25 protein-coding genes and 1 tRNA gene are annotated in these 24840 nt (G+C 70.4%); 16 read left to right on the top strand and 10 right to left on the bottom strand.

The annotated features are described in order from the left end of the window. The first annotated feature begins 19 nt into the window (after positions 1-19). The 3 genes from ABTW64_RS05205 (at position 20) to ABTW64_RS05195 (ending at position 2751) form a co-directional block, all read left to right on the top strand. Positions 20-1438 carry an NAD(P)/FAD-dependent oxidoreductase gene (locus ABTW64_RS05205; protein ID WP_350619941.1) on the top strand — a complete coding sequence of 473 codons (1419 nt, stop codon included), beginning with the start codon at positions 20-22 and terminating at the stop codon, positions 1436-1438. Between the two features lie 79 nt (positions 1439-1517). Beyond that, positions 1518-1594: transfer RNA gene (locus ABTW64_RS05200), tRNA-Leu, on the top strand. A gap of 161 nt (positions 1595-1755) precedes the next feature. After that, entirely contained in the window at positions 1756-2751 is a 996-nt protein-coding gene (locus ABTW64_RS05195; protein WP_350619940.1) for a TerC family protein, read from the top strand. A 6-nt stretch (positions 2752-2757) separates the two neighbouring features. Here ABTW64_RS05195 and ABTW64_RS05190 read toward each other — a convergent pair whose 3' ends face one another. Then, complete coding sequence (locus tag ABTW64_RS05190) at positions 2758-3411, bottom strand: hypothetical protein (protein ID WP_350619937.1); 654 nt, start codon at positions 3409-3411, stop codon at positions 2758-2760. Positions 3412-3601: 190 nt separating this feature from the next. Here ABTW64_RS05190 and ABTW64_RS05185 point away from each other — a divergent pair, with 190 nt between their 5' ends. The 4 genes from ABTW64_RS05185 (at position 3602) to ABTW64_RS05170 (ending at position 6873) form a co-directional block, all read left to right on the top strand. Beyond that, complete coding sequence (locus ABTW64_RS05185) at positions 3602-4168, top strand: LemA family protein (RefSeq protein ID WP_350619933.1); 567 nt, start codon at positions 3602-3604, stop codon at positions 4166-4168. Positions 4169-4253: 85 nt separating this feature from the next. Then, positions 4254-5195: an ABC transporter ATP-binding protein gene (locus ABTW64_RS05180; protein WP_350619929.1), complete on the top strand. Its 942-nt coding sequence runs from the start codon at positions 4254-4256 to the stop codon at positions 5193-5195. Beyond that, a complete protein-coding gene (locus ABTW64_RS05175; RefSeq protein ID WP_350619926.1) occupies positions 5192-6049 on the top strand; it encodes an ABC transporter permease in 858 nt (285 codons plus the stop codon). Before ABTW64_RS05180 ends, ABTW64_RS05175 begins: the two co-directional genes overlap by 4 nt. Continuing rightward, positions 6046-6873 (top strand): ABC transporter permease, encoded by an 828-nt coding sequence (locus ABTW64_RS05170; RefSeq protein ID WP_350619923.1) that lies wholly within the window; start codon positions 6046-6048, stop codon positions 6871-6873. Before ABTW64_RS05175 ends, ABTW64_RS05170 begins: the two co-directional genes overlap by 4 nt. 39 nt (positions 6874-6912) lie before the next feature. On the opposite strand, the gene ABTW64_RS05165 is transcribed toward ABTW64_RS05170, so the two are convergent. Next, positions 6913-7887 (bottom strand): NAD-dependent epimerase/dehydratase family protein, encoded by a 975-nt coding sequence (locus ABTW64_RS05165; RefSeq protein WP_350619920.1) that lies wholly within the window; start codon positions 7885-7887, stop codon positions 6913-6915. Positions 7888-7981: 94 nt separating this feature from the next. Between ABTW64_RS05165 and ABTW64_RS05160 the strand changes: the two genes are divergently transcribed. After that, positions 7982-9223: an FAD-dependent oxidoreductase gene (locus tag ABTW64_RS05160; RefSeq protein ID WP_350619917.1), complete on the top strand. Its 1242-nt coding sequence runs from the start codon at positions 7982-7984 to the stop codon at positions 9221-9223. 16 nt (positions 9224-9239) lie between these two features. On the opposite strand, the gene ABTW64_RS05155 is transcribed toward ABTW64_RS05160, so the two are convergent. Next, a complete protein-coding gene (locus tag ABTW64_RS05155; protein ID WP_350619915.1) occupies positions 9240-10538 on the bottom strand; it encodes a winged helix-turn-helix domain-containing protein in 1299 nt (432 codons plus the stop codon). Positions 10539-10633: 95 nt separating this feature from the next. Here ABTW64_RS05155 and ABTW64_RS05150 point away from each other — a divergent pair, with 95 nt between their 5' ends. After that, positions 10634-11884, top strand: a complete 1251-nt coding sequence (locus ABTW64_RS05150) for an AI-2E family transporter (protein ID WP_350619912.1) — start codon at positions 10634-10636, stop codon at positions 11882-11884. Then, positions 11881-13158 (top strand): threonine ammonia-lyase, encoded by a 1278-nt coding sequence (gene ilvA / locus ABTW64_RS05145; RefSeq protein WP_350619910.1) that lies wholly within the window; start codon positions 11881-11883, stop codon positions 13156-13158. The genes ABTW64_RS05150 and ilvA overlap by 4 nt, the downstream gene beginning before the upstream one ends. Before the next feature lie 145 nt (positions 13159-13303). Here ilvA and greA read toward each other — a convergent pair whose 3' ends face one another. After that, on the bottom strand, positions 13304-13807 hold the full coding sequence (greA, locus tag ABTW64_RS05140) for a transcription elongation factor GreA (protein WP_350619908.1): 504 nt from the start codon (positions 13805-13807) through the stop codon (positions 13304-13306). A gap of 80 nt (positions 13808-13887) precedes the next feature. Further along, complete coding sequence (locus ABTW64_RS05135; RefSeq protein WP_350619905.1) at positions 13888-14283, bottom strand: DUF4307 domain-containing protein; 396 nt, start codon at positions 14281-14283, stop codon at positions 13888-13890. A gap of 55 nt (positions 14284-14338) precedes the next feature. On the opposite strand from ABTW64_RS05135, the gene ABTW64_RS05130 reads away from it, so the two are divergent. Next, complete coding sequence (locus ABTW64_RS05130; protein WP_350619903.1) at positions 14339-14593, top strand: hypothetical protein; 255 nt, start codon at positions 14339-14341, stop codon at positions 14591-14593. Positions 14594-14636: 43 nt separating this feature from the next. On the opposite strand, the gene trhA is transcribed toward ABTW64_RS05130, so the two are convergent. Further along, positions 14637-15374 (bottom strand): PAQR family membrane homeostasis protein TrhA, encoded by a 738-nt coding sequence (trhA, locus tag ABTW64_RS05125; RefSeq protein ID WP_350619900.1) that lies wholly within the window; start codon positions 15372-15374, stop codon positions 14637-14639. 75 nt (positions 15375-15449) lie between these two features. On the opposite strand from trhA, the gene ABTW64_RS05120 reads away from it, so the two are divergent. The 5 genes from ABTW64_RS05120 (at position 15450) to ABTW64_RS05100 (ending at position 21704) form a co-directional block, all read left to right on the top strand. Then, on the top strand, positions 15450-16226 hold the full coding sequence (locus tag ABTW64_RS05120; RefSeq protein ID WP_350620510.1) for an isoprenyl transferase: 777 nt from the start codon (positions 15450-15452) through the stop codon (positions 16224-16226). A 67-nt stretch (positions 16227-16293) separates the two neighbouring features. After that, complete coding sequence (locus tag ABTW64_RS05115; protein WP_350619897.1) at positions 16294-17421, top strand: aminotransferase class V-fold PLP-dependent enzyme; 1128 nt, start codon at positions 16294-16296, stop codon at positions 17419-17421. Between the two features lie 356 nt (positions 17422-17777). After that, positions 17778-19064: an RNA 5'-3' helicase PhoH2 gene (phoH2, locus tag ABTW64_RS05110; protein WP_350620509.1), complete on the top strand. Its 1287-nt coding sequence runs from the start codon at positions 17778-17780 to the stop codon at positions 19062-19064. A 110-nt stretch (positions 19065-19174) separates the two neighbouring features. Beyond that, positions 19175-21487: a carbon starvation CstA family protein gene (locus tag ABTW64_RS05105; RefSeq protein ID WP_350619894.1), complete on the top strand. Its 2313-nt coding sequence runs from the start codon at positions 19175-19177 to the stop codon at positions 21485-21487. Then, a complete protein-coding gene (locus tag ABTW64_RS05100; RefSeq protein WP_350619891.1) occupies positions 21477-21704 on the top strand; it encodes a YbdD/YjiX family protein in 228 nt (75 codons plus the stop codon). Before ABTW64_RS05105 ends, ABTW64_RS05100 begins: the two co-directional genes overlap by 11 nt. 130 nt (positions 21705-21834) lie before the next feature. Here ABTW64_RS05100 and ABTW64_RS05095 read toward each other — a convergent pair whose 3' ends face one another. The 4 genes from ABTW64_RS05095 to ABTW64_RS05080 are packed head-to-tail and all read right to left on the bottom strand — an operon-like array spanning position 21835 to position 24839. Further along, positions 21835-23229, bottom strand: a complete 1395-nt coding sequence (locus ABTW64_RS05095; protein WP_350619889.1) for a class II fumarate hydratase — start codon at positions 23227-23229, stop codon at positions 21835-21837. A gap of 28 nt (positions 23230-23257) precedes the next feature. Continuing rightward, entirely contained in the window at positions 23258-23926 is a 669-nt protein-coding gene (locus ABTW64_RS05090; RefSeq protein ID WP_350619885.1) for a carbonic anhydrase, read from the bottom strand. Next, entirely contained in the window at positions 23923-24582 is a 660-nt protein-coding gene (locus ABTW64_RS05085) for a DUF4245 family protein (protein ID WP_350619883.1), read from the bottom strand. The genes ABTW64_RS05090 and ABTW64_RS05085 overlap by 4 nt, the downstream gene beginning before the upstream one ends. Beyond that, entirely contained in the window at positions 24582-24839 is a 258-nt protein-coding gene (locus ABTW64_RS05080; protein WP_350619881.1) for an exodeoxyribonuclease VII small subunit, read from the bottom strand. The genes ABTW64_RS05085 and ABTW64_RS05080 overlap by 1 nt, the downstream gene beginning before the upstream one ends. Between the last annotated feature and the right edge of the window lies 1 nt (position 24840).

Raw genomic sequence — 24840 nt, 5'->3', positions numbered from 1 at the left:
CTCAAGGAGTTCCTCACTCGTGCCCAAGATCCTCATCGTCGGTGGCGGTTACGCGGGTTTCTACACCGCGTGGAAGCTCGAGAAGCACCTGCGTCGCGGAGAGGCGGAGATCGTCATGGTCGACCCCCTTCCGTACATGACGTACCTGCCGTTCCTGCCGGAGGTCGCGGCCGGCTCGATCGAGGCCCGCCACACCGTGGTGTCGCACCGCCGTCACCTCACGCGCACGACGATGATCACCGCGAAGGTGACGAAGATCGACCACGCCCACAAGACCGCGACCATCACGCCCGAGGGCGGTGAGCCCTACGAGCTGGCCTACGACCAGATCGTCGTGACGGCCGGATCCGTCTCCCGCACCTTCCCGATCCCGGGCATCGCCGAGAACGCCGTGGGCCTGAAGTCGGTCGAGGAGGCGGTGTACGTCCGCGACACCCTCATCTCGAACTTCGAGAAGGCCGCGGCGCTGCCCGCGGGCGATCCGCTGCGCCAGCGCCTTCTGACGGTCGTTGTGGTCGGCGGCGGCTTCGCCGGCATCGAGACGTTCGCCGAGCTGCGCTCGCTCGCCTCGGCCCTGGTCGGGCAGTACCCGGAGATCTCGTTCGACGAGACGCAGTTCCACCTCATCGAGGCGATGGGCCGCATCATGCCCGAGGTCTCCCTCCCCACGAGCGAGTGGGTGCTCAAGGACCTCGCCCAGCGCGGTGCCAACGTGCACCTCGAGACGCAGGTCACCAGCGCCGTCGACGGCGTGGTCGAGACCTCCACCGGCCTGAGCCTGCCCAGCGGGCTCATCGTGTGGACGGCCGGCGTCATGGCGAACCCGGCCGTCGTGCGGGGCAGCGATCTGCCCGTCGAGCCCCGTGGCCGCATCACGACGCAGGCCGACCTGCGCGTCGTCGACGGCGAGACCGTCGTCGAGGGCGCCTGGGCGGCCGGTGACATCGCGGCGGTGCCCGACAAGACCGGCGGCCTGCCCGACGGCACGTGCGTGCCGAACGCGCAGCACGCCGTGCGCCAGGCCAAGCGCCTCGCGAAGAACATCGTCGCCGTGCTGCGCGGCGACGCGCCGGTGGACTATTACCACAAGAACCTCGGCGCGGTAGCGGGTCTGGGTCTCTACAACGGCGTGTTCCAGTCGGGCAAGTTCGCCCTCAAGGGCTTCCTCGCCTGGGTCGCACATCGCGGCTACCACGGTCTGGCGATGCCGACGTGGGAGCGCAAGTGGCGCGTGCTGTGGGGCTGGTGGCACAACCTCTGGCTCGGCCGTGACACCGTTCAGCTCGAGGCGGTGCAGACGCCGCGGGCGTTCTTCGAGGCGTTCGCCTCGCGGCCGAAGCCCCCGGTCGAGGCGCCCGTGGAGCAGGCCGCGCCCGAGTCGCAGAAGTCCGCCGCCGCCGATGCTCAGGTCGAGGCCGCCGCGGTCCAGCCGAAGTAAGCGTCGCACGCTCCGCGAGAGCCGCCGTCCTCCTCGGGATGGCGGCTCTCGCCGTTCCCGCCGGTAGCGTGGGTTCGAAGCCCCCGTAGCCCAACCGGCAGAGGCAGGCGACTTAAACTCGCCGCAGTCTGGGTTCGAATCCCAGCGGGGGCACCATCCCGACCTCGGCTGCCTTACAGTGGAGGTGCAGAGGGAGTACTTCGCCTCGGCGCCCCCGCCAGTACGGATCCGATGTCGCATCCCGGGCGCGCCGGTTCTGGCCCCGCCAGGACGAGGGAGACTTTGGCCGCTATCCGCCATGTCTCCCTGGAGGACCCGTGCAGGTCACGCCCCTCATCTGGATCATCACCCTCGCCGTGACGGTCGCCTTCTTCGTGTACGAGTTCTTCGCGCACGTCCGTCGACCGCACGAGCCCACCATGGGCGAGTCCGCCCGCTGGTCGGCGTTCTACATCGCGCTCGCCCTTCTCTTCGGCGTCGGCATCGGCGTCGTTGCGGGCTGGACCTACGGCGGCGAGTACTTCGCCGGCTATCTGACGGAGAAGGCGCTGTCGATCGACAACCTCTTCGTCTTCCTCATCGTCATGACGGGGTTCGCGGTTCCTCGCATGTACCAGCAGAAGGTGCTGATGATCGGGATCGTGATCGCCCTGATCATGCGCGGGGCGTTCATCGCCGTCGGTGCGGCGCTGATCGAGAACCTCTCCTGGATCTTCTACGTCTTCGGCGCCCTGCTGCTGTTCATCGCCTGGCGGCAGGCCTTCGGCAGCCACGACTCCAACCCGGCGGACGGCCGATTCATGCGTCTGGTGCGCCGGATGCTGCCCGTGTCGGACGAGTACGCCGGCGACCGCCTCACGGTCAGGAAGGACGGGCGGCGCTTCGTCACGCCCATGTTCCTGACGATCGTCGCGATCGGCTTCATCGACCTGATCTTCGCGGTCGACTCGATCCCCGCGATCTACGGACTGACAGAGGAGGCATACATCGTCTTCACCGCGAACGCCTTCGCGCTGATGGGGCTGCGTCAGCTGTTCTTCCTCATCGGCGGGGCGCTGCAGCGGCTCGTGTACCTCGCCCAGGGCCTCGCGGTCATCCTGGCGTTCATCGGTGTGAAGCTCGTGCTGCATGCGCTGCACGTCAATGAGCTGCCCTTCGTCAACGGCGGTCGGCACGTCGAGTGGGCGCCGGAGATCCCGATCTGGTTCTCGCTGCTGTTCATCGCGGCGACAATCGCCGTGGCCACCGTGGCCAGCCTCGTCAAGAGCCGGCGTGCCGAGGCGGTGGCGACGCGCACCGACGCACGCCCGTGAGCCGTGTCAGATGTGACGTGCGACCGCGCGCATGAACGCCTGCGGATCGTCGACCCAGATCCGCACGGCGCCCACCGCGTGCTCGCCGCCCTTCGGGGGGAGCCCCGGCAGCCGGATCGGCGTCGGCCGCTCGAGGGCGATCAGGATGTTCGTCTCGTCGGCGATCCGCAGCGACAGCGTCCGCAGGCCGTCCTCGTCGGCGATCCGCGGCGATCGCTCCTCATCGACGCGCCGAGCGATCTCGACCGATGCGATGTCGTCCCAGGACAGGGGCACGTCGATCTCGAGCCCGTTGCGCGCCCGGACGCCCTCCGGTCCGACGGCGTGCGGACGCATCAGGAAGGCGCACAGCAGCCCCAGCATCCACGTCACTCCCCAGATGCCGAGGACGAGCAGCGGGATGCGCACGAGAGGCCACCGGTGGACGATGAGGTCGATGACCGGGATCTCGACGGCCGACAGCACGATGAACACGATCAGGATGGTCAGCACCGGTCGGTGATACGAGTGGCCGCTGGCGCCCGGAGGGAGCGCGGGACGCCGCGCGACGGCGCGGCCGATGCTGGCGTAGATCCCGAGCTCGACGCGCAGGGCCCGCAGGATCCAGGATCCGGTCCGCGCGAGGACGCTGGGCTGCGGCGCCGTGTCGGTGGTGGTCACGAGTCTCCTTCTCCGATCCGATTCTCCCGCACGTCGAAGCGCTTCTCCCCGCAGGTCGACGCGCTTCTCCCGGCAGGTCGGCGCGCTTCTCCCGGAGGGCGGTACGGCGCCGGCTCCGTCGGCCGGATGGCCGACGCGGCGCGTCACCACGCGCGTCTAGGATGGGGGGCATCACCGAGGGGGGTTCCCGATGGAATGGCTGATTCCTGTTGTCATCGTGCTCGCGATCGTGGTCATCGCGGGCATCTACCTGTGGGCCACATACAACTCTCTCGTGCAATTGAACGTCCGTGTCGACGAAGCGTGGAGCGACATCACGGTGCAGCTGAAGCGTCGCGCCGACCTGATCCCGAACCTGATCGAGGCCGTCAAGGGCTATGCAGCGCATGAGAAGGCCGTCTTCGAGAACGTGACGCAGGCGCGCGCCGAGACGCTGTCGGCCAAGGGCCCGGCCGAGGCGGGGGTGGCCGAGGGGCACATCCAGCAGGCGCTGAAGAACCTGTTCGCCGTCGCCGAGTCGTATCCCCAGCTGCAGGCCAGCCAGAACTACCTGCAGCTGCAGCATTCGCTGGTCGACACCGAGGACAAGATCCAGGCGTCGCGCCGTTTCTACAACGGCGGCGTGCGCGAGCTGAACACCAAGATCAAGGTGTTCCCCAACAACCTCTTCGCGCGCAATCTGGGCTTCACCGAGCGCGAGTTCTTCGAGGTGGTCGACGGCGCCGCCATCGCCGAGCCGCCGCGCGTGCAGTTCTGACAGCACCCGCATGGGACCGCGTTCCTGACAGCGCCCTCCCTCGGGAGGGCGCTGTCATGTCCGAGGCCCTCGATAGGCTGACGCCGTGTCTGAAGCCGTGATCTCCGCGACGAACCTGGCCAAGAGCTACACGGTCAAGGGCAAGCCCGATGTCGTCGCTGTCGACGGGCTGAGCTTCGAGGTGGCCCCCGGAGAGTCGTTCGGGCTGCTCGGCCCCAACGGCGCAGGCAAGTCCACCACCATGAAGATGATCGGAGCCGTCTCGGCGCGCACAGGGGGAGAGCTCTCGATCCTCGGACTCGACCCCGACCGCTACGGGCCGGAGATCCGCTCGAGGCTCGGCGTCGTGCCGCAGCAGGACAACCTCGACGGCGAGCTGAACGCGCGCGAGAACCTCTACATCTACGGGCGCTACTTCGGCCTGCCGGGCCGGGTCTGCCAGCAGAAGGCCGACGAGCTGCTGGCGTTCGCGCAGCTGGAGGACAAGGCCAAGAGCAAGGTCGATCAGCTGTCGGGCGGCATGAAGCGACGCCTGACGATCGCGCGAGGCCTGATCAACGACCCGCGCATCCTGCTGCTCGACGAGCCGACCACAGGGCTCGATCCGCAGGCGCGGCACGTGCTGTGGGACCGACTGTTCCGGCTCAAGGAGCGCGGCACCACGCTGGTGCTCACGACCCACTACATGGACGAGGCCGAGCAGCTGTGCGACCGGCTCATCGTGGTCGACCACGGGCGCATCATGGCCGAGGGCACGCCGGGCTCGCTCATCCGCGAGCACTCCAGCCGCGAGGTGCTGGAGCTCCGATTCGGCTCGGACCGCAATGAACGCGTCGCGGGGCAGCTACGGGGCGTCGGCGATCGCATCGAGGTGCTGCCCGATCGCATCCTGATCTACGCGCCGGACGGCGAGGCCGCGCTCGAGCGGGTCACCGCGCAGGGGCTGCAGCCGATCACGAGCCTCGTGCGACGCTCGAGTCTCGAGGACGTCTTCCTCCGGCTGACGGGAAGGTCGCTGATCGAATGACGACGACCGAGACCGCCTCTCCGTCGCTCGACGAGCTGCGTGCCGAGGCCCTGCAGTGGGGCCGGCGGCCGCGGCGCTTCGGCAGCTGGTACGTGACCGAGCACATGGTGCGCGCGATGCGCGCGTACGGATGGACCATCGTGGTGGGCGCGATCGGGCAGCCCATCATGTACCTGCTCGGCCTCGCGCTCGGGCTCGCGGCCCTGATCCAGGCTCCCATCGTGCACCACGGCGTCGAGGTGCCGTACCTCGTGTTCGTGGCGCCTGCGCTGCTCATGACGGCGACGATCGCGGTCGCCTCCGAGGAACTGACCTACCCGGTCATGGCGGGCTTCAAATGGCGCCGCTACTTCTACGGATTCAACGCCTCGCCGCTGTCGAGCCCCCAGATCGCCCACGGTGTCATCGCCGGGGCGACGGCGCGCATGGCACTCGCCGCAGGGGCCTACTACCTCTTCGTCTGGCTCTTCGGCGCTGTGCCGATGCCCGCGACCGGCTGGCTGTCGATCGCCGTCGGCGCGCTGGCCGGCCTCGCGTTCGGGATCCCCCTGATGGCGTATGCGGGCTCGATCGAAGACGACAAGGGGCAGTTCGCGCTGGTGCAGCGCTTCCTGTTCATGCCGATGTTCCTGTTCTCCGGCACCTTCTATCCGCTCGAGACGCTTCCCGTCTGGCTGCAGTGGATCGGGTGGATATCGCCGCTGTGGCACGGCGCAGAGCTGGGACGCGCCGCGACGTACGGCGCCGACGTCTCGGCGGCGATGCTGGCGGTTCACATCGGCTACCTGCTCGTGCTGGGCGCGATCGGCTACGTCTGCGGCCGTCGCGTGTTCGTGCGGAGGCTCGCACGATGACCGCCGTGGCGCAGAGGAGAGAGTCGGCGACCCGCCGCGGCGGGGTGAGCGCGCTGTGGGCGGGAAACCCGTGGGCCGTGGTGCAGCGCGGCCTCATCGCGGCCCGATCGTCGAGCTGGGTCGTCGTGCTGTCGGGGTTCTTCGAACCCGTCTTCTATCTGGCGTCGATGGGCATCGGGCTGGGCGCTCTGGTGGGCGACGTGCAGACGTCGCAGGGCGTCGAGGTCAGCTACGCCGCTTTCATCGCGCCCGCGCTGCTCGCGGTGTCCGCCATGAACGGCGCGATCTACGACTCCACCTGGAACGTGTTCTTCAAGCTCAACTACGGCAAGCTCTACGAGGGCATGCTGTCGACATCGCTCGGCCCGCTCGACGTCGCGCTCGGCGAGATCCTGTACGCCCTGATGCGGGGCCTGCTGTACGCGTGCGGATTCCTGTTCATCATGCAGATCGCGGGGCTCACTCTGTCGTGGACCGCGATCCTCGCCCTGCCGGCAGTGCTGCTCATCGCGTTCGGCTTCGCGAGCCTGGGCATGGCGGTGACGAGCTACATGAAGACCTTCCAGCACATGGACTGGATCAACTTCGTGATGCTGCCGATGTTCCTGTTCTCGGCGACGTTCTACCCCATCACCGTGTACCCGGGATGGGTGCAGCAGATCGTGATGGCGCTGCCACTCTGGCACGGCGTCGAGCTCGTGCGAGGACTCACCACGGGTGTCCTGAGCGCCGACATGCTCTGGCACGTGCTCTACTACGTCGTGATGATCGGCATCGGCCTCGTCTTCACGACCAAGCGCCTGCGGGCTCTCTTCCTGGGCTGAGCGGCTGACCGGTTGACCGACTGAGGGCCGCCGCCGGGGCTAGCCGAGCGACGCGAGCGCCTCGCGCTCCTCGTCGGCGGTGAGGCCCGTGATCGCCGCGTGTGGAGTGCCGTCGAGCCAGGCCCGTGTGTCGCGCGCCGTGTCTGCAACCGGCCTGATCCTCAGGCCTGCCTCGCGCGCCGGGGCGGGGAGGTGCGTCTGCATGCCGTCGTAGTCCGGCCGCGGCAACCCGAGGGGGAGCGAGCGGGGGCCCATCCAGGGGCGTATCCCGAGCCCGCGCAACTGCTCGTCCGTCGCCCAGCGCCAGCGCGGACGGGCGCCGCATCCCGCGGCCACCTGATCGAGCACATCGCCGATGGTCAGCGGCGGGCTGATCGCGTCGCGCACCCCGGTGGTAGACCGCTCCGCGAGGAGGGCGATCCAGGCACCGAGATCGCGCACGTCGACGAACTGCACGAGGTCGTGGGGATTGCCCGGGGCGAGCACGACCTCCCCGTCCGCCGCGTGGCGCAGCCGGTCGACCCAGTACGCGAACCGCCCCGACCGGTCGCCGGGCCCGACGATGAGGCCGGGCCGAACGACGGCATGCGATGCCGCTGCCTCGGCCACGAGCTGCTCGCAGCCAGCCTTCAGGGGGCCGTAGTCTGCCATGTCGTCGCTGTCGTCCCACAGCGGCCGATGCAGCGGCAGGATGCCCGGACCGCCTCCCGGGGTGGCGTCGTCGGCGTACACGCTGACGGACGAGACGTAAACCCAGTGCGCGTGGCTGAGACGCTCCAGCGCGCTGCGCACGTGGGACGGGCGGGACGACACATCGACGACGGCGTCGAAGGCGGTCTGCGTGAGCTCGCGCGGCAGCGGAGCGGCGCGGTCCGCGGTGACGTGCCGCGCACCGGACGGCGGTCGACCACTCGTGCCGCGGCTGACGGTCGTGACGTCGTGGCCGCGGGCGAGCGCGGCCTCCGCCACGGCGCGGGACAGGAACACGGTGCCGCCGAGCACGAGGAGTCGCATGGGGGCAGTCTGCACCGGGAGCGAGCGTCGCCGCGCCCCCGTTCGCGTGCGGCGGACCTTCCGGATCGAGCGAGGCCGCGGCAAGGTGGGGAGCATGAGCGACGCCGCATCGGGATGCATCGTCGTGGGAGGCGGCCCCGCCGGCATGATCGCCGGGCTGCTGCTCGCCCGAGCAGGTGTCGAGACGACCGTGTACGAGAAGCACGTCGACTTCCTCCGCGACTTCCGGGGCGACACCATCCACCCATCGACCCAGCTGCTGCTCGACCAGCTGGGTCTCATCGACGCTTTTCGGCGCATCCCGTACTCGCGGCTCGACGCGGTGCGCGTTCCGGCCGCTGACGGCACGACGGTCACGGTGGCCGACTTCCGTCGGCTGCGGCACCCCTACCCGTTCATCGCGATCGCACCGCAGTGGGACTTCCTCGATCTGCTCGCCGACGCCGCCCGCGCGGAGCCGCTCTTCCGCCTGCGCATGCAGACGGAGGTGACGGGGCTGCTGCAGCGTGGCGGTCGCGTCACCGGCGTGCGGTTCGCGGATCGCGCCACGGGCGAGGAGGGCGAACAGGAGGCGCTGCTCACGATCGCGGCGGACGGGCGCGAATCGGCCATGCGGCGCCTCGCGGCCCTGCCGATGAAGGAGCACGTGGTGCCCTTCGACGTGCTCTGGTTCCGGATCCCCGCGATGCGATCCGACGGGTCGCGCATCGACGTCGGGCGCAGCCTCACTCCGCGCGGTGCGGGAGGGCGACTGTTCATCCTGATCCCGCGCGGCGACTACGTCCAGGCCGCCATGCTCATCCCCAAGGGCGACGAGCGGGCGCTGCGGACCGCGGGCATCGACGCCTTCCGGGCGGCCGTGATGGAGGCCGCGCCCGAGCTGGCTGAGCCGGCGTGCACCCTGCGCTTCGACGACGTCCGCGTGCTCGACGTGAGATTGAACCGCGCTCGGCGTTGGTGGACGAGGGGCCTGCTGTGCATCGGAGATGCGGCGCATGCGATGTCGCCGGTCGGCGGCGTGGGCGTGAACCTCGCCGTGCAGGACGGCGTGGCGGCCGCCGCGATGCTCGCGGGGCCATTGCGCACGCGCCGGATGTCCGATGCGCGCCTGGCTGCGGTGCAGCGTCGCCGCGCGCTGCCGGCGAGGATCACGCAGGCTGCGCAGCGGGTGGTCCACGCGGGCATCGGCCGCGCTTTCGCCGCGGGTTGGACACCGCTCGTGCCCACCCGCATCTCCCGCGTACTGCGCGCGATGCCGCAGCTCTCCGCGATCCCGGCGCGGCTCGTCGGCGTCGGCGCGCGTCCGGAGCCGGCGCCCGATTTCGCGCGGCGCTGAGGGGCGCAGCACGGCGTCACACGGCGCTGAGTTCCCGTTCGAGTGTCGTCGCCGCGGTGCCGGCGGGCTCGTGGCGGGCGGCGTCTGGCATGGCGAAGGCCAGATCGGCGGTCGCGTCGCCCCAGGTCGAGATCGAGATGTGCTCGAGACCCTGCCATGCGGCGGCTTCGCGCAGGGCGCGTGCCACGCGCTCGGCGCTGTCCGCCGGCACGTCTCGCTCCCACCAGGCCGACTGCACGCGCAGCGTCGACGTCGCGCGATCGGCCTTGAGGTCCACGCGTCCGACGATGCGGTCGTCGACGAGCACCGGCAGCGAGTAGTAGCCGAACCTGCGCTTCGCGGCCGGGGTGTAGATCTCGATGCGGTAGTCGAAGTCGAACAGGCGCTCCGCGCGCTCCCGGAACCACACCACCGGGTCGAATGGAGTGAGCACGGTGGCCGCGTCGATGCGGCGGGGGAGTGTCGCGTCGCGGTGCAGCCACGCGCGCACGGCCGCCGCCCCGCGGCTCCAGCCCTCGACGGTGACGGGTGCGAGCTCGCCCGCGTCGACCAGGTCGGACACCGCGGCGAGCACGGCGCGGCGGTCGCGGATGCGGTGGTAGTCGGCCAGATCCGATGCCGTCGCGACACCGGACGCACGGGCAGAACGGCGCACGAGCTCGCGGATCGCGTCGGCGCGCGGCACCTCGGTGTCGAGCAGGTGCGCGGGCACGACATGCTCGGCCAGGCCATACCGGCGCTCGAACCCGCGCCGCCCCGCGATCGCGACCTCCCCGAAGCGCCACATCAGCTCGAGCGCGCGTTTGACGACATCCCAGTCCCACCAGGGTCCGCGCTGCCCACGGTGGGCGTCCGACTCGATCTGCGCGGGTCGGAGCGGACCGCGCTCGGCCAGCTCGGAGCGCACCCAGTCGACGGTCGCGCGGTTCTCGGCGTACCAGGTGCCCGGGCCGCCGTACTTGGCGCGCATGGCCTCCATCCGGAAACGCCAGAGCGGCCAGTCGGCCAGCGGCACGAACGTGGCCTCGTGCGCCAGGTACTCGATGTACGCGCCCGTGCTGCGGGGCCGCCCGCCCACGCCGTGCCGCAGAACGAGGCGGTCGAGGTCGGTCGTGTCATAGCCGCCGAGCCGCGAGAACAGCGGCATGTAGTGCGAGCGCGCGAACACGTTGACCGAGTCGATCTGCAGCACGCCCATGCGCGCGATCGCGGCGTTCAGCTGACGGACGCCGGGGGCGGCCGGGCGGGGGCGCGCGAAGCCCTGCGCGGCGAGCGCCACGCGGCGCGCCTCCGGGAGCGAAAGATGCTGCTTCACGCCGCTCACGTTACCCAGCGGTGCCGACATCGCCACGAGGGGCGACGCGACGCGGGCGCCTCGGCGCAGCGGTGCGCGGTTCTAGACTGACCGGGATGAGCGACGACAAGACCCGCACCCCGATCTGGAACCTGCTGCGGTCGCGCTCCGTCGAGCCCGCGGCGGCGGCTCCAGCGGAGGCCGCGGTCCCGGCCGGACTGCGCATCGCGACGGCCTACGCGTGGCGGTTCCTCGTGGTCGCGGCCGCGGTCGGGGTGGTCGTGTGGCTCGTGATCCAGTTCAAGCTGCTCGTGATCCCGCTGCTGGTCGCGATCCTGATCACGGCGCTCGTCTGGCCGGCGCTGTCGTGGCTGCTGCGCCATCGCGTGCCCCGGTGGGCCGCCATCGTGCTCACCTTGGTCGGCACGATCGCGATCGTGAGCGGTCTCGTCTGGCTCGTCGCCTGGCAGGTCTCCAGCGAGTTCAGCGCCGTCCGTGACCGCGTGGTCGTCGCGGTAGACGAGCTGCGCGGCTTCCTCGTGGGCATCGGCGTCTCGCAGGCCGAGATCGACGGCTACATCGATCAGGGCCTCGCGCTGCTGCAGGAGGAGTCGGGCACCCTGATGAGCGGCGCGCTCGCGGTCGGCACGACGGTCGGGCACCTCGCGGCGGGCCTGCTGCTGACCCTGTTCGCGCTGATCTGCATCCTCGCCGACGGGGGCGGCATCTGGCGCTGGGCCGTGCGGCTGTTCCCGAAGGGCGCCCGCACGGCCGTCGACACGGCGGCGCGCAACGGCTGGCGCACCGTCATCAACTACGCGCGCACGCAGCTTCTCGTCGCGACGATCGACGCGGTCGGCATCGGGATCGGAGCGTTCGCGCTGAGCGTGCCGCTCGCGATCCCGATCGCGGTGATGGTCTTCCTCGGCTCGTTCGTGCCGCTCGTCGGCGCGATCCTGACGGGAGCGGTGGCGGTGTTCATCGCGCTGGTCTACAACGGCCCGCTGATCGCGATCGCGATGCTCGCGGTCGTTCTGGCGGTGCAGCAGCTCGAGAGCCACGTGCTGCAGCCGATCCTGATGGGATCGGCCGTGAAGGTGCATCCGCTGGCGGTCGTGATGGTCGTCGCCGGCGGCTCCATGATCGCGGGCATCCCGGGCGCCCTGTTCGCGGTGCCGCTCGCGGCCTTCGTCAACGTCGTCGCGGTCACGCTCTCGTCCGGCTCCTGGCGCACGGGCGAGCCGCTGCACGGCGACCTCATCTGGGACACCGTTCCCAAGTCGATCGGCCCCGTGAGGCCGAACCCCGCCACGGGGGCGCCGACCGCGACGCGTCCCTCCGACCCCTCGAAGGGAACCGCACTGTGACGACCCCCGGCCCCACTCCGTCCGCCGACGCCGCGACCGAGGCCCCCGCGGCCATTCCGGCGCTGGCCGAGATCGAGGCGGCGGCGCGCAGCCTCGAGGGGGTGATCGAGCACACGCCGATGGAGTACTCGCTGCACCTGACCGAGGTGCTGGGGGCACGTGTCGACCTGAAGCTCGAGAACCTGCAGCGCACGGGCTCGTTCAAGGTGCGTGGTGCGACGTACCGGCTCGCGCAGCTGACGGCCGAGGAGCGGGCGCGCGGCGTGGTCGCCGCGTCCGCGGGCAACCACGCGCAGGGTGTCGCTCTCGCCGCGCAGCAGCTCGGCATCCCCGCCACGATCTACATGCCGCTCGGCGTTCCCGTGCCGAAGCTGCTCGCGACGCGCGGCTACGGCGCCGAGGTCGTGCTCGAGGGCGCGACGGTCGACGTGGGCCTCGCCCGCGCCGCTGAGCACGCCGCCCGCACCGGCGCCGTGCTGATCCATCCGTACGACCACCGCGACATCGTGATCGGTCAGGGCACTCTGGGGCTCGAGATCATGGATGACGCGCCGGATGTCACGACGATCGTGGTCGGGATCGGCGGGGGCGGTCTCATCGCTGGCGTCGCCGCGGCTGCCAAGGCCCGTGCTGCCGCCGAGGGGCGCGACGTGCGCATCATCGGCGTGCAGGCCGAGAACGCCGCGCCCGTGCCGGTGTCGCTCGAGGCCGGCCAGCCGGTGCAGGTGACCACGCAGCCCACGATCGCCGACGGCATCCTGGTGAACCGCCCGGGCGATGTGCCGTTCGCCGTGATCCGCGAGCTCGTCGACGAGGTCGTGACGGTCAGCGACGACGACATCGCTCGCGCGCTGCTGGTGCTTCTCGAGCGCGCCAAGGTCGTCGTCGAGCCGGCGGGAGCCGTCGGCGTCGCCGCGATCCTGGCCGGCAAGGTGCGCGCGACCGGTCGCACCGTCGCGGTGCTGTCCGGCGGCAACATCGACCCCCTGCTGCTGCAGCGTGTCGTGTCGCACGGCCTCGCGGCCTCGGGCCGCTACATGACCATCCGCATCCCGCTGCCGGATCGCCCGGGCCAGCTCGCGCAGGTCTCCGAGCTGCTCGCAGAGGCCGGGGCCAACGTGATCGAGGTGCTGCACACGCGCCATGGCCAGGGCCTGCAGATCAGCGAGGTCATCCTGCAGATCTCGGTCGAGACCCGCGGTCAGGAGCATCGCGAGCTGACCCTGCAGATCCTGCGCGACGCCGGCTTCCGCCCCGAGGTGCTGCCGGATTAATCAGAAGGCTCCCGTTCGCGAGGAACGGGAGCCTTCTTGTCACGCGTGCCTCGAGGCAGCTGCGAGCAAAGCGAGTGGAGCGAAGCGACCCACGACCGTCTCGATGGCGGTCGCGAACGCTCCATGCGCGACCGAAGGGAGGAGCTCACCCGGTGAACGTCTCGACCTTCACGATCTCGACCGCGATGTCCTTGCCGTTCGGGGCCTTGTACGAGGTCTTCTCGCCCTCCTTCAGGCCCAGGATGGCGGCGCCCAGGGGCGACTGCTCGCTGTAGACGTCGAGGTCGGTGCCGCCGGCGATCTCGCGGCTGCCGAGCAGGAAGCGCTCCTCGTCGCCCAGCACCAGCGCGGTCACGACGGTGCCCGACTGCACGGTGCCGTCCGACTCGGGCGCCTCGCCCACGACGGCGCCCTTCAGCAGCCCCTGGAGCTGGCGGATGCGCATCTCGATCTTGCCCTGCTCGTCCTTCGCGGCGTGATAGCCGCCGTTCTCCTTGAGGTCGCCCTCCTCCCGGGCGATCTCGATGCGCTTGGCGATCTCCTCGCGGCCGGTCGTCGAGAGCTCCTCGAGCTCGGCGGCCAGCCGGTCGTACGCCTCCTGCGTGAGGAAGGTGACCTGAGCATCGTTCGTCGGCGCGTTGTTCGACATGGCGAACCCCCTTCGATCGGGCGGAGATAGTGCAAGACGCCCCGGCGTTCGGCCGGGGCGTCGGAGTTCTGCGGTTCAGACTACGTGACCCAGCAGGATTCGACCAAACCCGTCGTGGCCTCGGCGACGGTCGGCACGGTCTCGGTGAAGCGCATCCTGTGGTCGTCGCCGCCCGGGTACTCCACGATCTTCCAGCCGACGACGCCGAACTCCTGATCGAGCGCCTGCACGGCGCAGGCGACCGAGCGACCCGCGGGAGCCGTGAGCTGGAAGGACACCTGGACCGTGTGCTCGTCACGCACCTCGAAGCCGAGCCCGTCGACCGACACCGCGTCGATCGAGTTGGCGACGGCCGTCCAGCCGAGCCATCCGGCGCCGGCCGCGGCGAGGGCGATGCCCCCGATCCACAGGAGGCGCCGGCGGGCGGGATTCCGCGTTCGGCCGTAGCGGTCGTCGAGCTCGGCCTGCGTGGTCATCGGGTGTTCCTCGGAAAGTTAGGCTGGGAACTCCAGGCTAGAACAGGAGCCAGCGATGTACCTTCTCGGCGCGACGCCCACCCCCACGCCGACGGTCGACCCCGAGCTGGTCACCCCCGGGCCCGAGGGCTTCACGGTCATCGCGATCCTCGTCGTGCTGGTCGCCCTGCTGGTGTTCGACATGCTGCGCCGCGTGCGCCGCACGCGCTATCGCGCCGAGGCGAACGAGGCGCTCGACGCCGAGGAAGCCGCTTCCCGTCGCGAGGCCGCGGGCGAGAGCGCCGACGACGGCGACCACCCCCGGGCCTGAGACCTGTCGGCTGGCGGGCGCCGCGCGGTGCCCGCCATATGTGTCACACGGGTCCGTTGAATGCCGGCTCCAGGGCGATCAGCAGGGCGCCCGTCCAGTGACACAGGAACGCGAGCACCGTGCAGACATGGAAGATCTCGTGGAAGCCGAAGTGGCCCGGCCACGGGTTCGGGCGCTTGAACGCGTACACCGCGGCGCCGAACGAGTAGAGCAGGCCGCCCACGATCACGAGCACCATCATCGCCGCGTCGGCCCGGAACAGATCCGGCATGTACATCACGGCCGCCCAGCCGAGTGCGAGGTAGAGCGCGACGTACAGCCACCGGGGCGCGCCGAGCCAGAAGATCCGGAACAGGATGCCGAGCACGGCACCGCCCCAGACGGCGACGAGCAGCAGCGTGCCCTTGGCGGGCGGCAGGGCCAGCACCGCGATGGGCGTGTAGGTTCCCGCGATGAGCAGCAGGATGTTCGCGTGATCGATGCGTCGCAGCACGGCCTTCACCCGGGGCTGCCAGTCGAAGCGGTGATAGACGGCCGAGTTCCCGAACAGCAGTAGCGACGAGGCCATGAACACGGCCGAGGCCCACTTCGCCGCGGACCCCTGGGCGAGGCAGATCAGCACGATCCCCGCGGCCACGGCCACGGGGAAGGTGCCGGCGTGGATCCAGCCGCGCCAGGTCGGCCTGATCTCGACCGTCGCGTCTCGGTGAGCGGCGTCCAGCAGCGGAAGCTGGGGCACGCCGTCGGCCGAAGCGGGGGAGTCATCGGGCCTGCGCGTCATGCTCAGAGCGTACGTGCGAATGCATGCCGTACGCGGCACGCGACCGCCGCGGAGTAGCGTATTGGCGTGCGAACCATGCGTCAGGCCGAGGGCCGCGGCCCGCTGTACCGGCTGTACAGCTCCCGGCTGCGTCGCCAGATCGACCCCGCGCGGGTGCCGCATCACGTCGCGATGGTGATCGACGGCAACCGTCGCTGGGCGCGTCAGCTGGGGTACGAGACGGTCGCGCACGGGTACCGCGCCGGTGCGGCGAAGATGATCGACTTCCTGGGCTGGTGCGAGGAGCTGGGGGTGAAGGTCGTCACGCTCTACCTGCTCTCGAACGACAACCTCCGCAAGCGCGACTCGCGAGAACTCGCCGATCTCATCGACATCATCGCCGACCTCGCCCGGGAGCTGGCGGCAGACGGGGACTGGCGGGTGCAGCACGCGGGTCGCGCCGAGCTGCTGCCCGCCTCGCTCGCCGATGCGCTGCGCGACGCGGAGGAGAGCACCCGGGATCACACGGGCCTGCACGTGAATCTCGCCGTGGGCTACGGCGGGCGTCACGAGATCGTCGACGCGGTGCGGCGCATCATCGTCAAGCACGACGAGCGCGGCGGCACGCTCGAGGAGCTCGCGGAGAATCTCACGCCCGAGGCGATCGGCGAGCACCTGTACACGGGGGGGCAGCCCGATCCGGATCTCGTCATCCGCACGAGCGGCGAGCAGCGGCTGAGCGACTTCCTCGTGTGGCAGAGCGCGCACAGCGAGTTCTACTTCATGGAGGCGCTCGGCCCGGACCTGCGCGAGGTCGACTTCCTGCGGGCCATCCGCGACTACGCCTCGCGAGAGCGTCGCTTCGGCGGCTGACCGGCCGACTGCGGCCAGCGAGCGGTGCTGAGGCATATGCGCCGCCTCGACCTGCCAGAATGTCGGTGTGACCAGCAGCAGCATCGACGACTATCGCGCGACGTTCGTGGGCGAGCCCGGGTACCTGAACTGGGCGTCGTTCGGCCCGCTCTCGCCGTCGGTGCGCGACGAGGTGGTGGCCGACCTCGAGATGCTCGGCACCGGCCGGCCGAGCAGCATCGCGCATGTCGCCGAGCGTGAGGAGGAGGCGCGGGGGCTCGTGGCGCGGCTCCTCGGAGCCCGGGCGGACGAGGTCACGCTGCAGCCGTCGACCTCCTACGGCATCATGCACGCGGTGTACGGGATCGACGGGGGAGTGATCGCCTCGACCGCCGAGTTCCCCACGATCCCGACCGCGCTCACGCGCGCGGCTGACGCGACCGGCCGCGTGCGTCCGCAGTGGGTGACGCCGCCCGATGGAGTGGTCACCCCCGAGCTCGTGGCCGACGCGATCGACGACGACACGGCAGCGCTCGCCGTCAGCCTCGTCGACTTCCGCACCGGGTACCGCGCCGATCTCCCCGCGCTGCGCGAGGTCATCGGCCCCGACCGGCTGCTCATCGTCGACGCTGTGCAGGGGTTCGGCATGATCGAGGTCGACTGGTCCGTCGCGGACGTGGTGTGCGGCAACGGCTACAAGTGGCTTCGCGCCGGGCGGGGCACCGGATTCGCGTGGTTCAGCGGGCGTGCCCGCGCGAGCATCGCGCCCGTGCTGTCGGGATTCGCGGCCGTGGACGGCGGCCTCACGGTCGACGCCGTGCCGCCGCCCGCCGCGTCGGCGCAGGCCTACACCGTGACGGTCCCCGACCCGCTGGCAGCGGCCCGGCTCGCCGCCTCGCTCGACGAGATCGCGCGCGTGGGGGTGGCCGAGATCGAGGCGGCGCTGAGCGAGCGCGTCGATCGCGTCATGGACATCGCGCAGCGTCACGGCATCCCGGTGATCACGCCGCTCGACCCGCGGCGTCGGGCAGGGATCGTCGCGCTGGCCCCGCGACCCGAGTACGTCGCCGCACTCGGCGCCGAGCTGTCGAACCGCGGCGTGACCGCGACGGCGCGCGCCGGCATGCTTCGCGTGGCTCCCCATGTCGGCACGGACGACGAGACGCTGGCCCTGCTCGACGAGGCGTGCGCCGCGTTCGCGCAACAGCGCGCGTGAAGCGCGCACGGGGCGCTGTCTCGTCACCGTCTCATCGCGAACGGTCCGCCGGTTCGTCCCGACTTTGTTCACACGTTCGTAACGAACGACACGCGTGTGATTCGTGGCGGATTCCGCCGACATGGTCGTAGCTTGGCCGCATCGGGCAAGGCGCCCGGTCGAGTCGGCCATCCAGGATCGCGACTCGTGGCCCCAGGTCGACTCGTCTGAAGCCGGGCAGGTTCCCGGGTCGGGAGTGGGGCGTGACCATCAGCACAACTCAGCAGGCCAGCCGTCGCAGCAGCACCGCCACTGACCAGAACAACGGTCGGGCCGCGGCCGCGCGCGAGGCCTCACCCAGCCGAAGCGCGCAGGATCTGCGCACCTACGTGCTCGACACGTCGGTGCTGCTGAGCGATCCGCGGGCTTTCTTCCGCTTCGCGGAGCACTCGGTCGTCATCCCGGTGGTGGTGATCTCGGAGCTCGAGGGAAAGCGGCACGATCCCGAGCTCGGCTACTTCGCGCGTCAGGCGCTGCGTCACCTGGACGAGCTTCGGGTCGAGCACGGACGTCTCGACTTCCCCGTGCCGGTCGGCGAGGGCGGCACGCTGCGTGTCGAACTCAACAACACCGACGCGAACGTGCTGCCCAGCGGCATCCGCCTCGGCGACAACGACACCCGCATCCTGGCCGTCGCGACGCACCTCGCGCAGGATGGCAACGACGTGACGGTGATCTCGAAGGACCTGCCGATGCGCGTGAAGGCCGCGTCGCTCGGCCTCTCGGCCGAGGAGTACCTCGCCGAGCAGGCCGTCGACTCGGGATGGACCGGCATCGCCCCGCTGCACCTCTCGGGCGACGACATGTCCGACCTGTACGAGAGCGAGGTCGCGTCGCACGACGACGTGCGCGGACTGCCGGTCAACACGGGCCTGGTCATCCAGTCCGAGCGAGGGTCCGCGCTCGGACGCGTCACGGGTGACGGCGAGCTGCGGCTCGTGCGCGGCGACCGCGACGTGTTCGGGCTGCACGGCCGGTCGGCGGAGCAGCGCATCGCGATCGACCTGCTGCTCGACCCGGAGGTCGGCATCGTGTCTCTGGGCGGACGCGCCGGCACGGGCAAATCGGCGCTCGCCCTGTGCGCGGGTCTCGAGGCCGTGCTCGAGCGGCAGCAGCAGAAGAAGATCATCGTGTTCCGCCCGCTGTTCGCGGTCGGCGGCCAGGAGCTCGGTTACCTGCCCGGAGACCAGGCCGAGAAGATGAACCCCTGGGGCCAGGCGGTCTACGACACGCTCGGCTCGGTCGTCTCGGCGAACGTGCTCGACGAGGTCGTGCAGCGCGGGCTGCTCGAGGTGCTGCCGCTCACGCACATCCGCGGCAGGTCGCTGCACGACGCGTTCGTGATCGTCGATGAGGCGCAGTCGCTCGAGCGCAACGTGCTGCTCACGGTGCTCAGCCGTATGGGGCAGAACTCGCGGGTCGTGCTCACGCACGACGTCGCCCAGCGCGACAACCTGCGGGTCGGGCGTCACGACGGCATCGCCAGTGTGATCGAGACCCTGAAGGGTCATGGGCTGTTCGGCCACGTGACGCTCACGCGCTCGGAGCGCTCCGCGATCGCGGCGCTCGTCACCGACCTGCTGGAGGTCGGCGAGCTCGCATGAGCCGCTCATCCAGCGGTCGCCGGTGCCCGGGGCAGAAGTCCCCGGGCACCGCGGCGTCTGGGGGCGGCATCCGTCCTGCGTCGCACTCAGCGGATTCCTAGACTCGGAGGATGCGGTCGACGCCGACCGCTCCCATTCCCTGCATCGAGGATCCCTCACTGACGAAGGAGACGCACCCCGTGTCCGAGACCAAGACCGCGCCCGAACGGGCGCTTCCGCCCGTGGCGGTGGATGAGAAGCCCAGATGGACCCCGGTGAAGATCGCGGTCTGGGCCGTGATCGCGCTGCTCGGCGGCCTGGGCTGGACGATGCTCGCGATCGTCCGCGGCGAGAGCGTGAACGCGATCTGGTTCGTGTTCGCCGCCGTCTGCACGTACCTGATCTTCTACCGCTTCTACTCGAAGTACATCGAGCGCCTGATCGTGCGGCCGGATGACCGCCGCGCGACGCCCGCCGAGTACAAGGCGGACGGCAAGGACTATGTCGCGACCGACCGTCGCGTGCTGTTCGGCCACCACTTCGCGGCCATCGCGGGCGCCGGCCCGCTCACCGGCCCCGTGCTCGCGGCGCAGATGGGCTACCTTCCCGGCACCATCTGGATCATCGTGGGCGTCGTGCTGGCTGGTGCCGTGCAGGACTACCTCGTGATGTTCTTCTCGATGCGCCGCGGTGGACGATCGCTGGGCCAGATGGCGAAGGACGAGCTCGGCCGCTTCGGCGGCGCGGCCGCCATCCTGGCCACGCTGCTCATCATGATCATCATCACGGCCATCCTGGCGCTCGTGGTGGTCAACGCCCTCGGCGAGAGCCCGTGGGGCGTGTTCTCGGTGGCCATGACGATCCCGATCGCCCTCTTCATGGGCGCCTACCTGCGCTGGATCCGCCCGGGCAAGATCACCGAGGTGTCGATCATCGGCTTCGTGCTGCTGATGGCGGCGATCGTCGCCGGCCAGTACGTGGGCGCGAGCGAGTGGGGGCAGGCGGTGTTCGGTCTCGACCGCACGACGCTCGCCTGGTGCATCATCATCTACGGCTTCATCGCCGCGGTGCTGCCCGTGTGGATGCTGCTCGCCCCGCGCGATTACCTGTCGACCTTCATGAAGATCGGCGTGATCGTGCTGCTGGCCGTGGCCATCCTGTTCGTGCGTCCCGTGGTCGAGATGCCCGCGTTCAGCATCTTCGCCGCGGGCGAGACGGGACCGGTCTGGGCCGGAAGCCTGTTCCCCTTCCTCTTCGTGACCATCGCCTGCGGCGCGCTCTCGGGCTTCCACGCGCTCATCTCGTCGGGCACGACGCCCAAGATGATCGAGAAGGAGAAGCAGACCCGCTTCATCGGCTACGGCGGCATGCTCATGGAGTCGTTCGTCGCGATCATGGCGCTCGTCGCCGCGATCTCGATCGACCAGGGCATCTACTATGCGATGAATTCGTCGTCCGCCGCGACCGGCGGCACCGTCGAGGGCGCTGTGGCGTTCATCAACAGCCTCGGTCTGACGGGCGTGAACGTCACGGCCGAGCAGCTCACGGGCGCGGCCGCGAACGTCGGCGAGGAGTCGATCATCTCCCGCACGGGCGGCGCACCCACGCTCGCCTTCGGTCTGGCCCACATCCTGCACCAGTGGCTCGGTGGCACATCGTGGATGGCCTTCTGGTACCACTTCGCGATCATGTTCGAGGCGCTGTTCATCCTCACGGCGGTCGACGCCGGCACGCGCGTGGCGCGCTTCATGCTGCAGGACTCGATCGGCAACGTGATCCCCAAGTTCAAGGACACGTCGTGGCGCGTCGGCGCCTGGCTGTGCACGGCGATCATGGTCGCCGGCTGGGGTGCCGTGCTGCTCATGGGCGTCACCGATCCGCTGGGCGGCATCAACACGCTGTTCCCGCTGTTCGGCATCTCGAACCAGCTGCTCGCGGCGATCGCCCTGGCGGTCGTGATGGTGATCATCGCCCGCCGGCGCACGTTCAAGGGCCTGTGGGTCGTGGCCGTGCCGCTCGCGTTCGTGACGGTGGTCACTTTCACGGGGTCGGTGCTGAAGATCTTCTCGCCGACGCCGGCGGTGGGCTACTGGGCCAACCACGTCCGGTTCCGCAACGGCATCGCCGACGGGTCGTACACCGAGTTCGCGCCCGGCGCCGACGATGCCGCCAAGCTGGCGGCCGCGGAGGCCACCGTGCGCAACACGGCCGTGCAGGGCACGCTCTCGGTCGTCTTCCTGGTGCTGGCCGCCATCGTGATCACCGTGGCGGTCATCCAGGTGGTCAAGGCGTTCCGCGCCACCGAGGTGGTGGACAGGGAGGACCCGGCGGTTCCGTCGCAGCGGTTCGCCCCCGCCGGGCTCGTCGCCTCGCCCGAGGAGCGCGCGCTCGAGAAGGAGTGGAACGCGCTTCCCACGGAGATGCAGCCCACTCGTGGCCACTGACACCGCGTCGGCCCGGCTCAGCGTCCGCGTGGCGCTGGGCCGGGCCTGGGGTGCCGTCCGGTGGTACGTCAACGGGCTGACGGGCGAATCGAGGTACGCGGCGTATCTCGCCCACGAACGCGCCGCGCATCCCGACCGCGAGCCGATGACCGAGCGCGAGTACTGGCGGTGCGTCTACCGCGATCAGGACGCCAATCCCGGGTCGCGCTGCTGCTGACGTGAGAAGGGCCCGGGGATGTTCCCCGGGCCCTTCTCTGTGGCCTTGGCGGCGAGGTCGCGTGCCTGGGCCGTCCGGCAATGGGAAAGGGCGACGAGCCGAAGCTCGCCGCCCTCTCAGGGCTGATCGATCAGCCCGCGTGGGTCATCGACAGCAGGTCGAGCTTCTCGTCGAGCTGCGCCTCCGTGATCTCGCCGCGCTCGACGTAGCCGAGGTCGATCACGGCCTCGCGCACGGTGATGCCCTTGGCGACCGAGTGCTTGGCGATCTTGGCGGCGGCCTCGTAGCCGATCAGCTTGTTGAGCGGCGTCACGATCGACGGGCTCATGCCGGCGAAGGCCGCGGCGCGCTCGAGGTTGGCCTCGAGGCCCGTCACCGTCTTGTCGGCCAGCACGCGCGACGCGTTGGCCAGGAGGCGGATCGACTCCAGGAGCGCGGTGCCCATGACCGGGATCGCGACGTTGAGCTCGAACGAGCCCGAAGCGCCGGCCCAGGCGACCGTGGCGTCGTTGCCGATGACACGCGCGGCGACCATGAGCACGGCCTCCGGAACGACGGGGTTGACCTTGCCGGGCATGATCGACGAGCCGGGCTGCAGATCGGGGATGTGCAGCTCGCCCAGACCCGTGTTCGGGCCCGATCCCATCCACCGCAGGTCGTTGTTGATCTTGGTGAGCGACACGGCGATGGTGCGCAGGGCGCCCGACGCCTCGACGAGACCGTCGCGGTTGGCCTGAGCCTCGAAGTGGTCCTTCGCCTCGGTGATGGGCAGGCCCGTCTCGCCCGCGAGCAGCTCGATGACCTTCTGCGGGAAGCCGAGCGGCGTGTTGATGCCGGTGCCCACGGCCGTGCCGCCGAGCGGCACCTCGGCGACGCGGGGGAGCGCCGCCTCCACGCGCTCGATGCCGAGGCGCATCTGACGGGCGTACCCGCCGAACTCCTGACCGAGCGTGACGGGCGTCGCGTCCATGAGGTGCGTGCGTCCCGACTTGACCGCGTCCTTCCACAGCTCGGCCTTCTCCTCGAAAGCCTTCGCGAGGTGGTCGAGGGCGGGCACGAGGTCCTCGATCAGGGCCTGCGTCACCGCGACGTGCACCGAGGTCGGGAAGACGTCGTTCGACGACTGCGATGCGTTGACGTGGTCGTTCGGGTGCACGTCGGCGCCGAGCTTCTGCGTGGCGAGGGTGGCGAGCACCTCGTTCATGTTCATGTTCGACGACGTGCCCGAACCCGTCTGGTACGTGTCGACGGGGAAGTGGGCGTCGTGCTGGCCGGTCACGACCTCGTCGGCCGCTGCGGCGATCGCGTCGGCGATCGCGCCGTCGAGCGTGCCGAGCTCCTTGTTGGCAAGCGCTGCGGCCTTCTTGATGCGCGCGAGCGCGGCGATCTGCGTCGACTCGAGGCCCTTGCCCGAGATCGGGAAGTTCTCGACCGCGCGCTGTGTCTGGGCGCGGTAGAGGGCGGACGCGGGAACGCGCACCTCGCCCATGGTGTCGTGCTCGATGCGGTACTCGGTCTCGGTCACTTCGTTGTCCTCCGGGTAGGGGTAGGGGTCAGGCGGCGTCGTTCTCGGTGCCCAGGATGACGTCGGACACGACGGAGCCCTCGGCCAGGCGGTAGTTGGCGCCCACGATCGCAAGGCGACGCTCGGCGACCGCGGTGCTGATCAGCTCGGAGCGCTGCAGCAGCGCGGTGACGGTGTCGCGCAGGTGCTCGCGGCCGACCTGCTCGGAGTCGACGGTCTCGGGCGTCACGCCCTCGGCGGCCCCCGCGCGGAGCACGCGGCGCACGGCGGGGACGATGGGGGCGATCAGGCGCCAGATCGTCGGCGGCAGCACCGGGGCGTCGGTGTACGTGCTCTCGATGGCCGCGCGTACGGCACCGCACTCGTCGTGGCCGAGCACGACGATGAGCGGCACCTTGAGCACCTCGACTGCGTACTCGAGGCTGCCGACGATGGAGTCGCCCGCGACCTGGCCGGCGTTGCGCACCACGAACAGGTCGCCCAGGCCCATGTCGAAGATGATCTCGGCCGCCAGCCGCGAGTCGGAGCAGCCGAACAGCGCGGCCCGCGGAGTCTGTGCGGCGGCGATCAGGCTGCGACGCTCCACGTCCTGGTGCGGGTGTTCGGGCGTGCCCGCGACGAAGCGCGCGTTGCCCGCCAGCATCTCGTTCCACGCCTCGTCGGGCGTGGCCGGGCGAGCGGTCTCGGTCTGGGTCATCCCTGCTCCTCTGCCAGTGCGCGCACCTGCGGCACGATCATCTCCGCCACCTCAGCGGTCTTCTCGGGTGTCGCCGAGCCGTACAGCAGCACGTGGTCGGTGCCCGCCTGCGTGCCGAGCGCATAGCTGACGTTCGCATTGCGTCGCGGGTCGATGTCGTAGGTCTGCCAGGTGACGCCGTCGATGGTGGTCTCGCCGGTCGGTGCGGTACCGCCCAGCTGCTGCGCGGCCCAGGTGGCGTCGGCGTCGAACCCCTGCACGAAGCGCAGGAAGCTGTCGTCGCCCGGCACGTACAGCACCTGCCAGGACGCGGGCGAGCCCGGCACGACCTTCGCCTCGTTGACGAACCAGCCGTTGCCCTCTCTTCCCGTGGGCTCGGGCACATCCGGCACGATCACGGTTCGGTCGTACGACGAGGCGACCAGCTCGCCGGCGGCCCCGGCATCGACCCTGCCGCCCTCCGAGACGGGACCGCCGCGCGGCACGATGAGCCAGACGACCGCCACGATCAGGAGCGTCGCGGCCATCGCGACGATGAGATTGCGGAAGTTCTGGCTCTCGCGGTAGGCCTTCGAGTTGGCGGCCTTGCGCGCGGCCGTCTCCTCCGCCGTCTCGGGGCGGCCCAGCTCGGCCACCACGCGGGGTGTACGCGCCATCAGGCCTCGTCTCCCGCATCGCCGGCAGCCTGCGCGGCCTCGAGACGCCGCTTGGCGCCGCGCAGCCACTCGTCGCAGCGGGCCGCGAGGGCCTCGCCGCGCTCCCAGAGCGCGAGCGATTCCTCGAGCGTGGGCGCGCCCTGCTCGAGCTCACCGACCACGCGGACCAACTCGTCGCGGGCCTGCTCGAACGACAACGTGGCGACGTCGGACGGCTCCGATGCGGAGCGGGCGGGGTCGGGGGTCACGGCATCCATC

The organism is Microbacterium sp. NPDC096154, from assembly GCF_040302945.1.
Taxonomy (GTDB): domain Bacteria; phylum Actinomycetota; class Actinomycetes; order Actinomycetales; family Microbacteriaceae; genus Microbacterium.
This window is presented reverse-complemented; position numbering and strand designations above follow the sequence as displayed.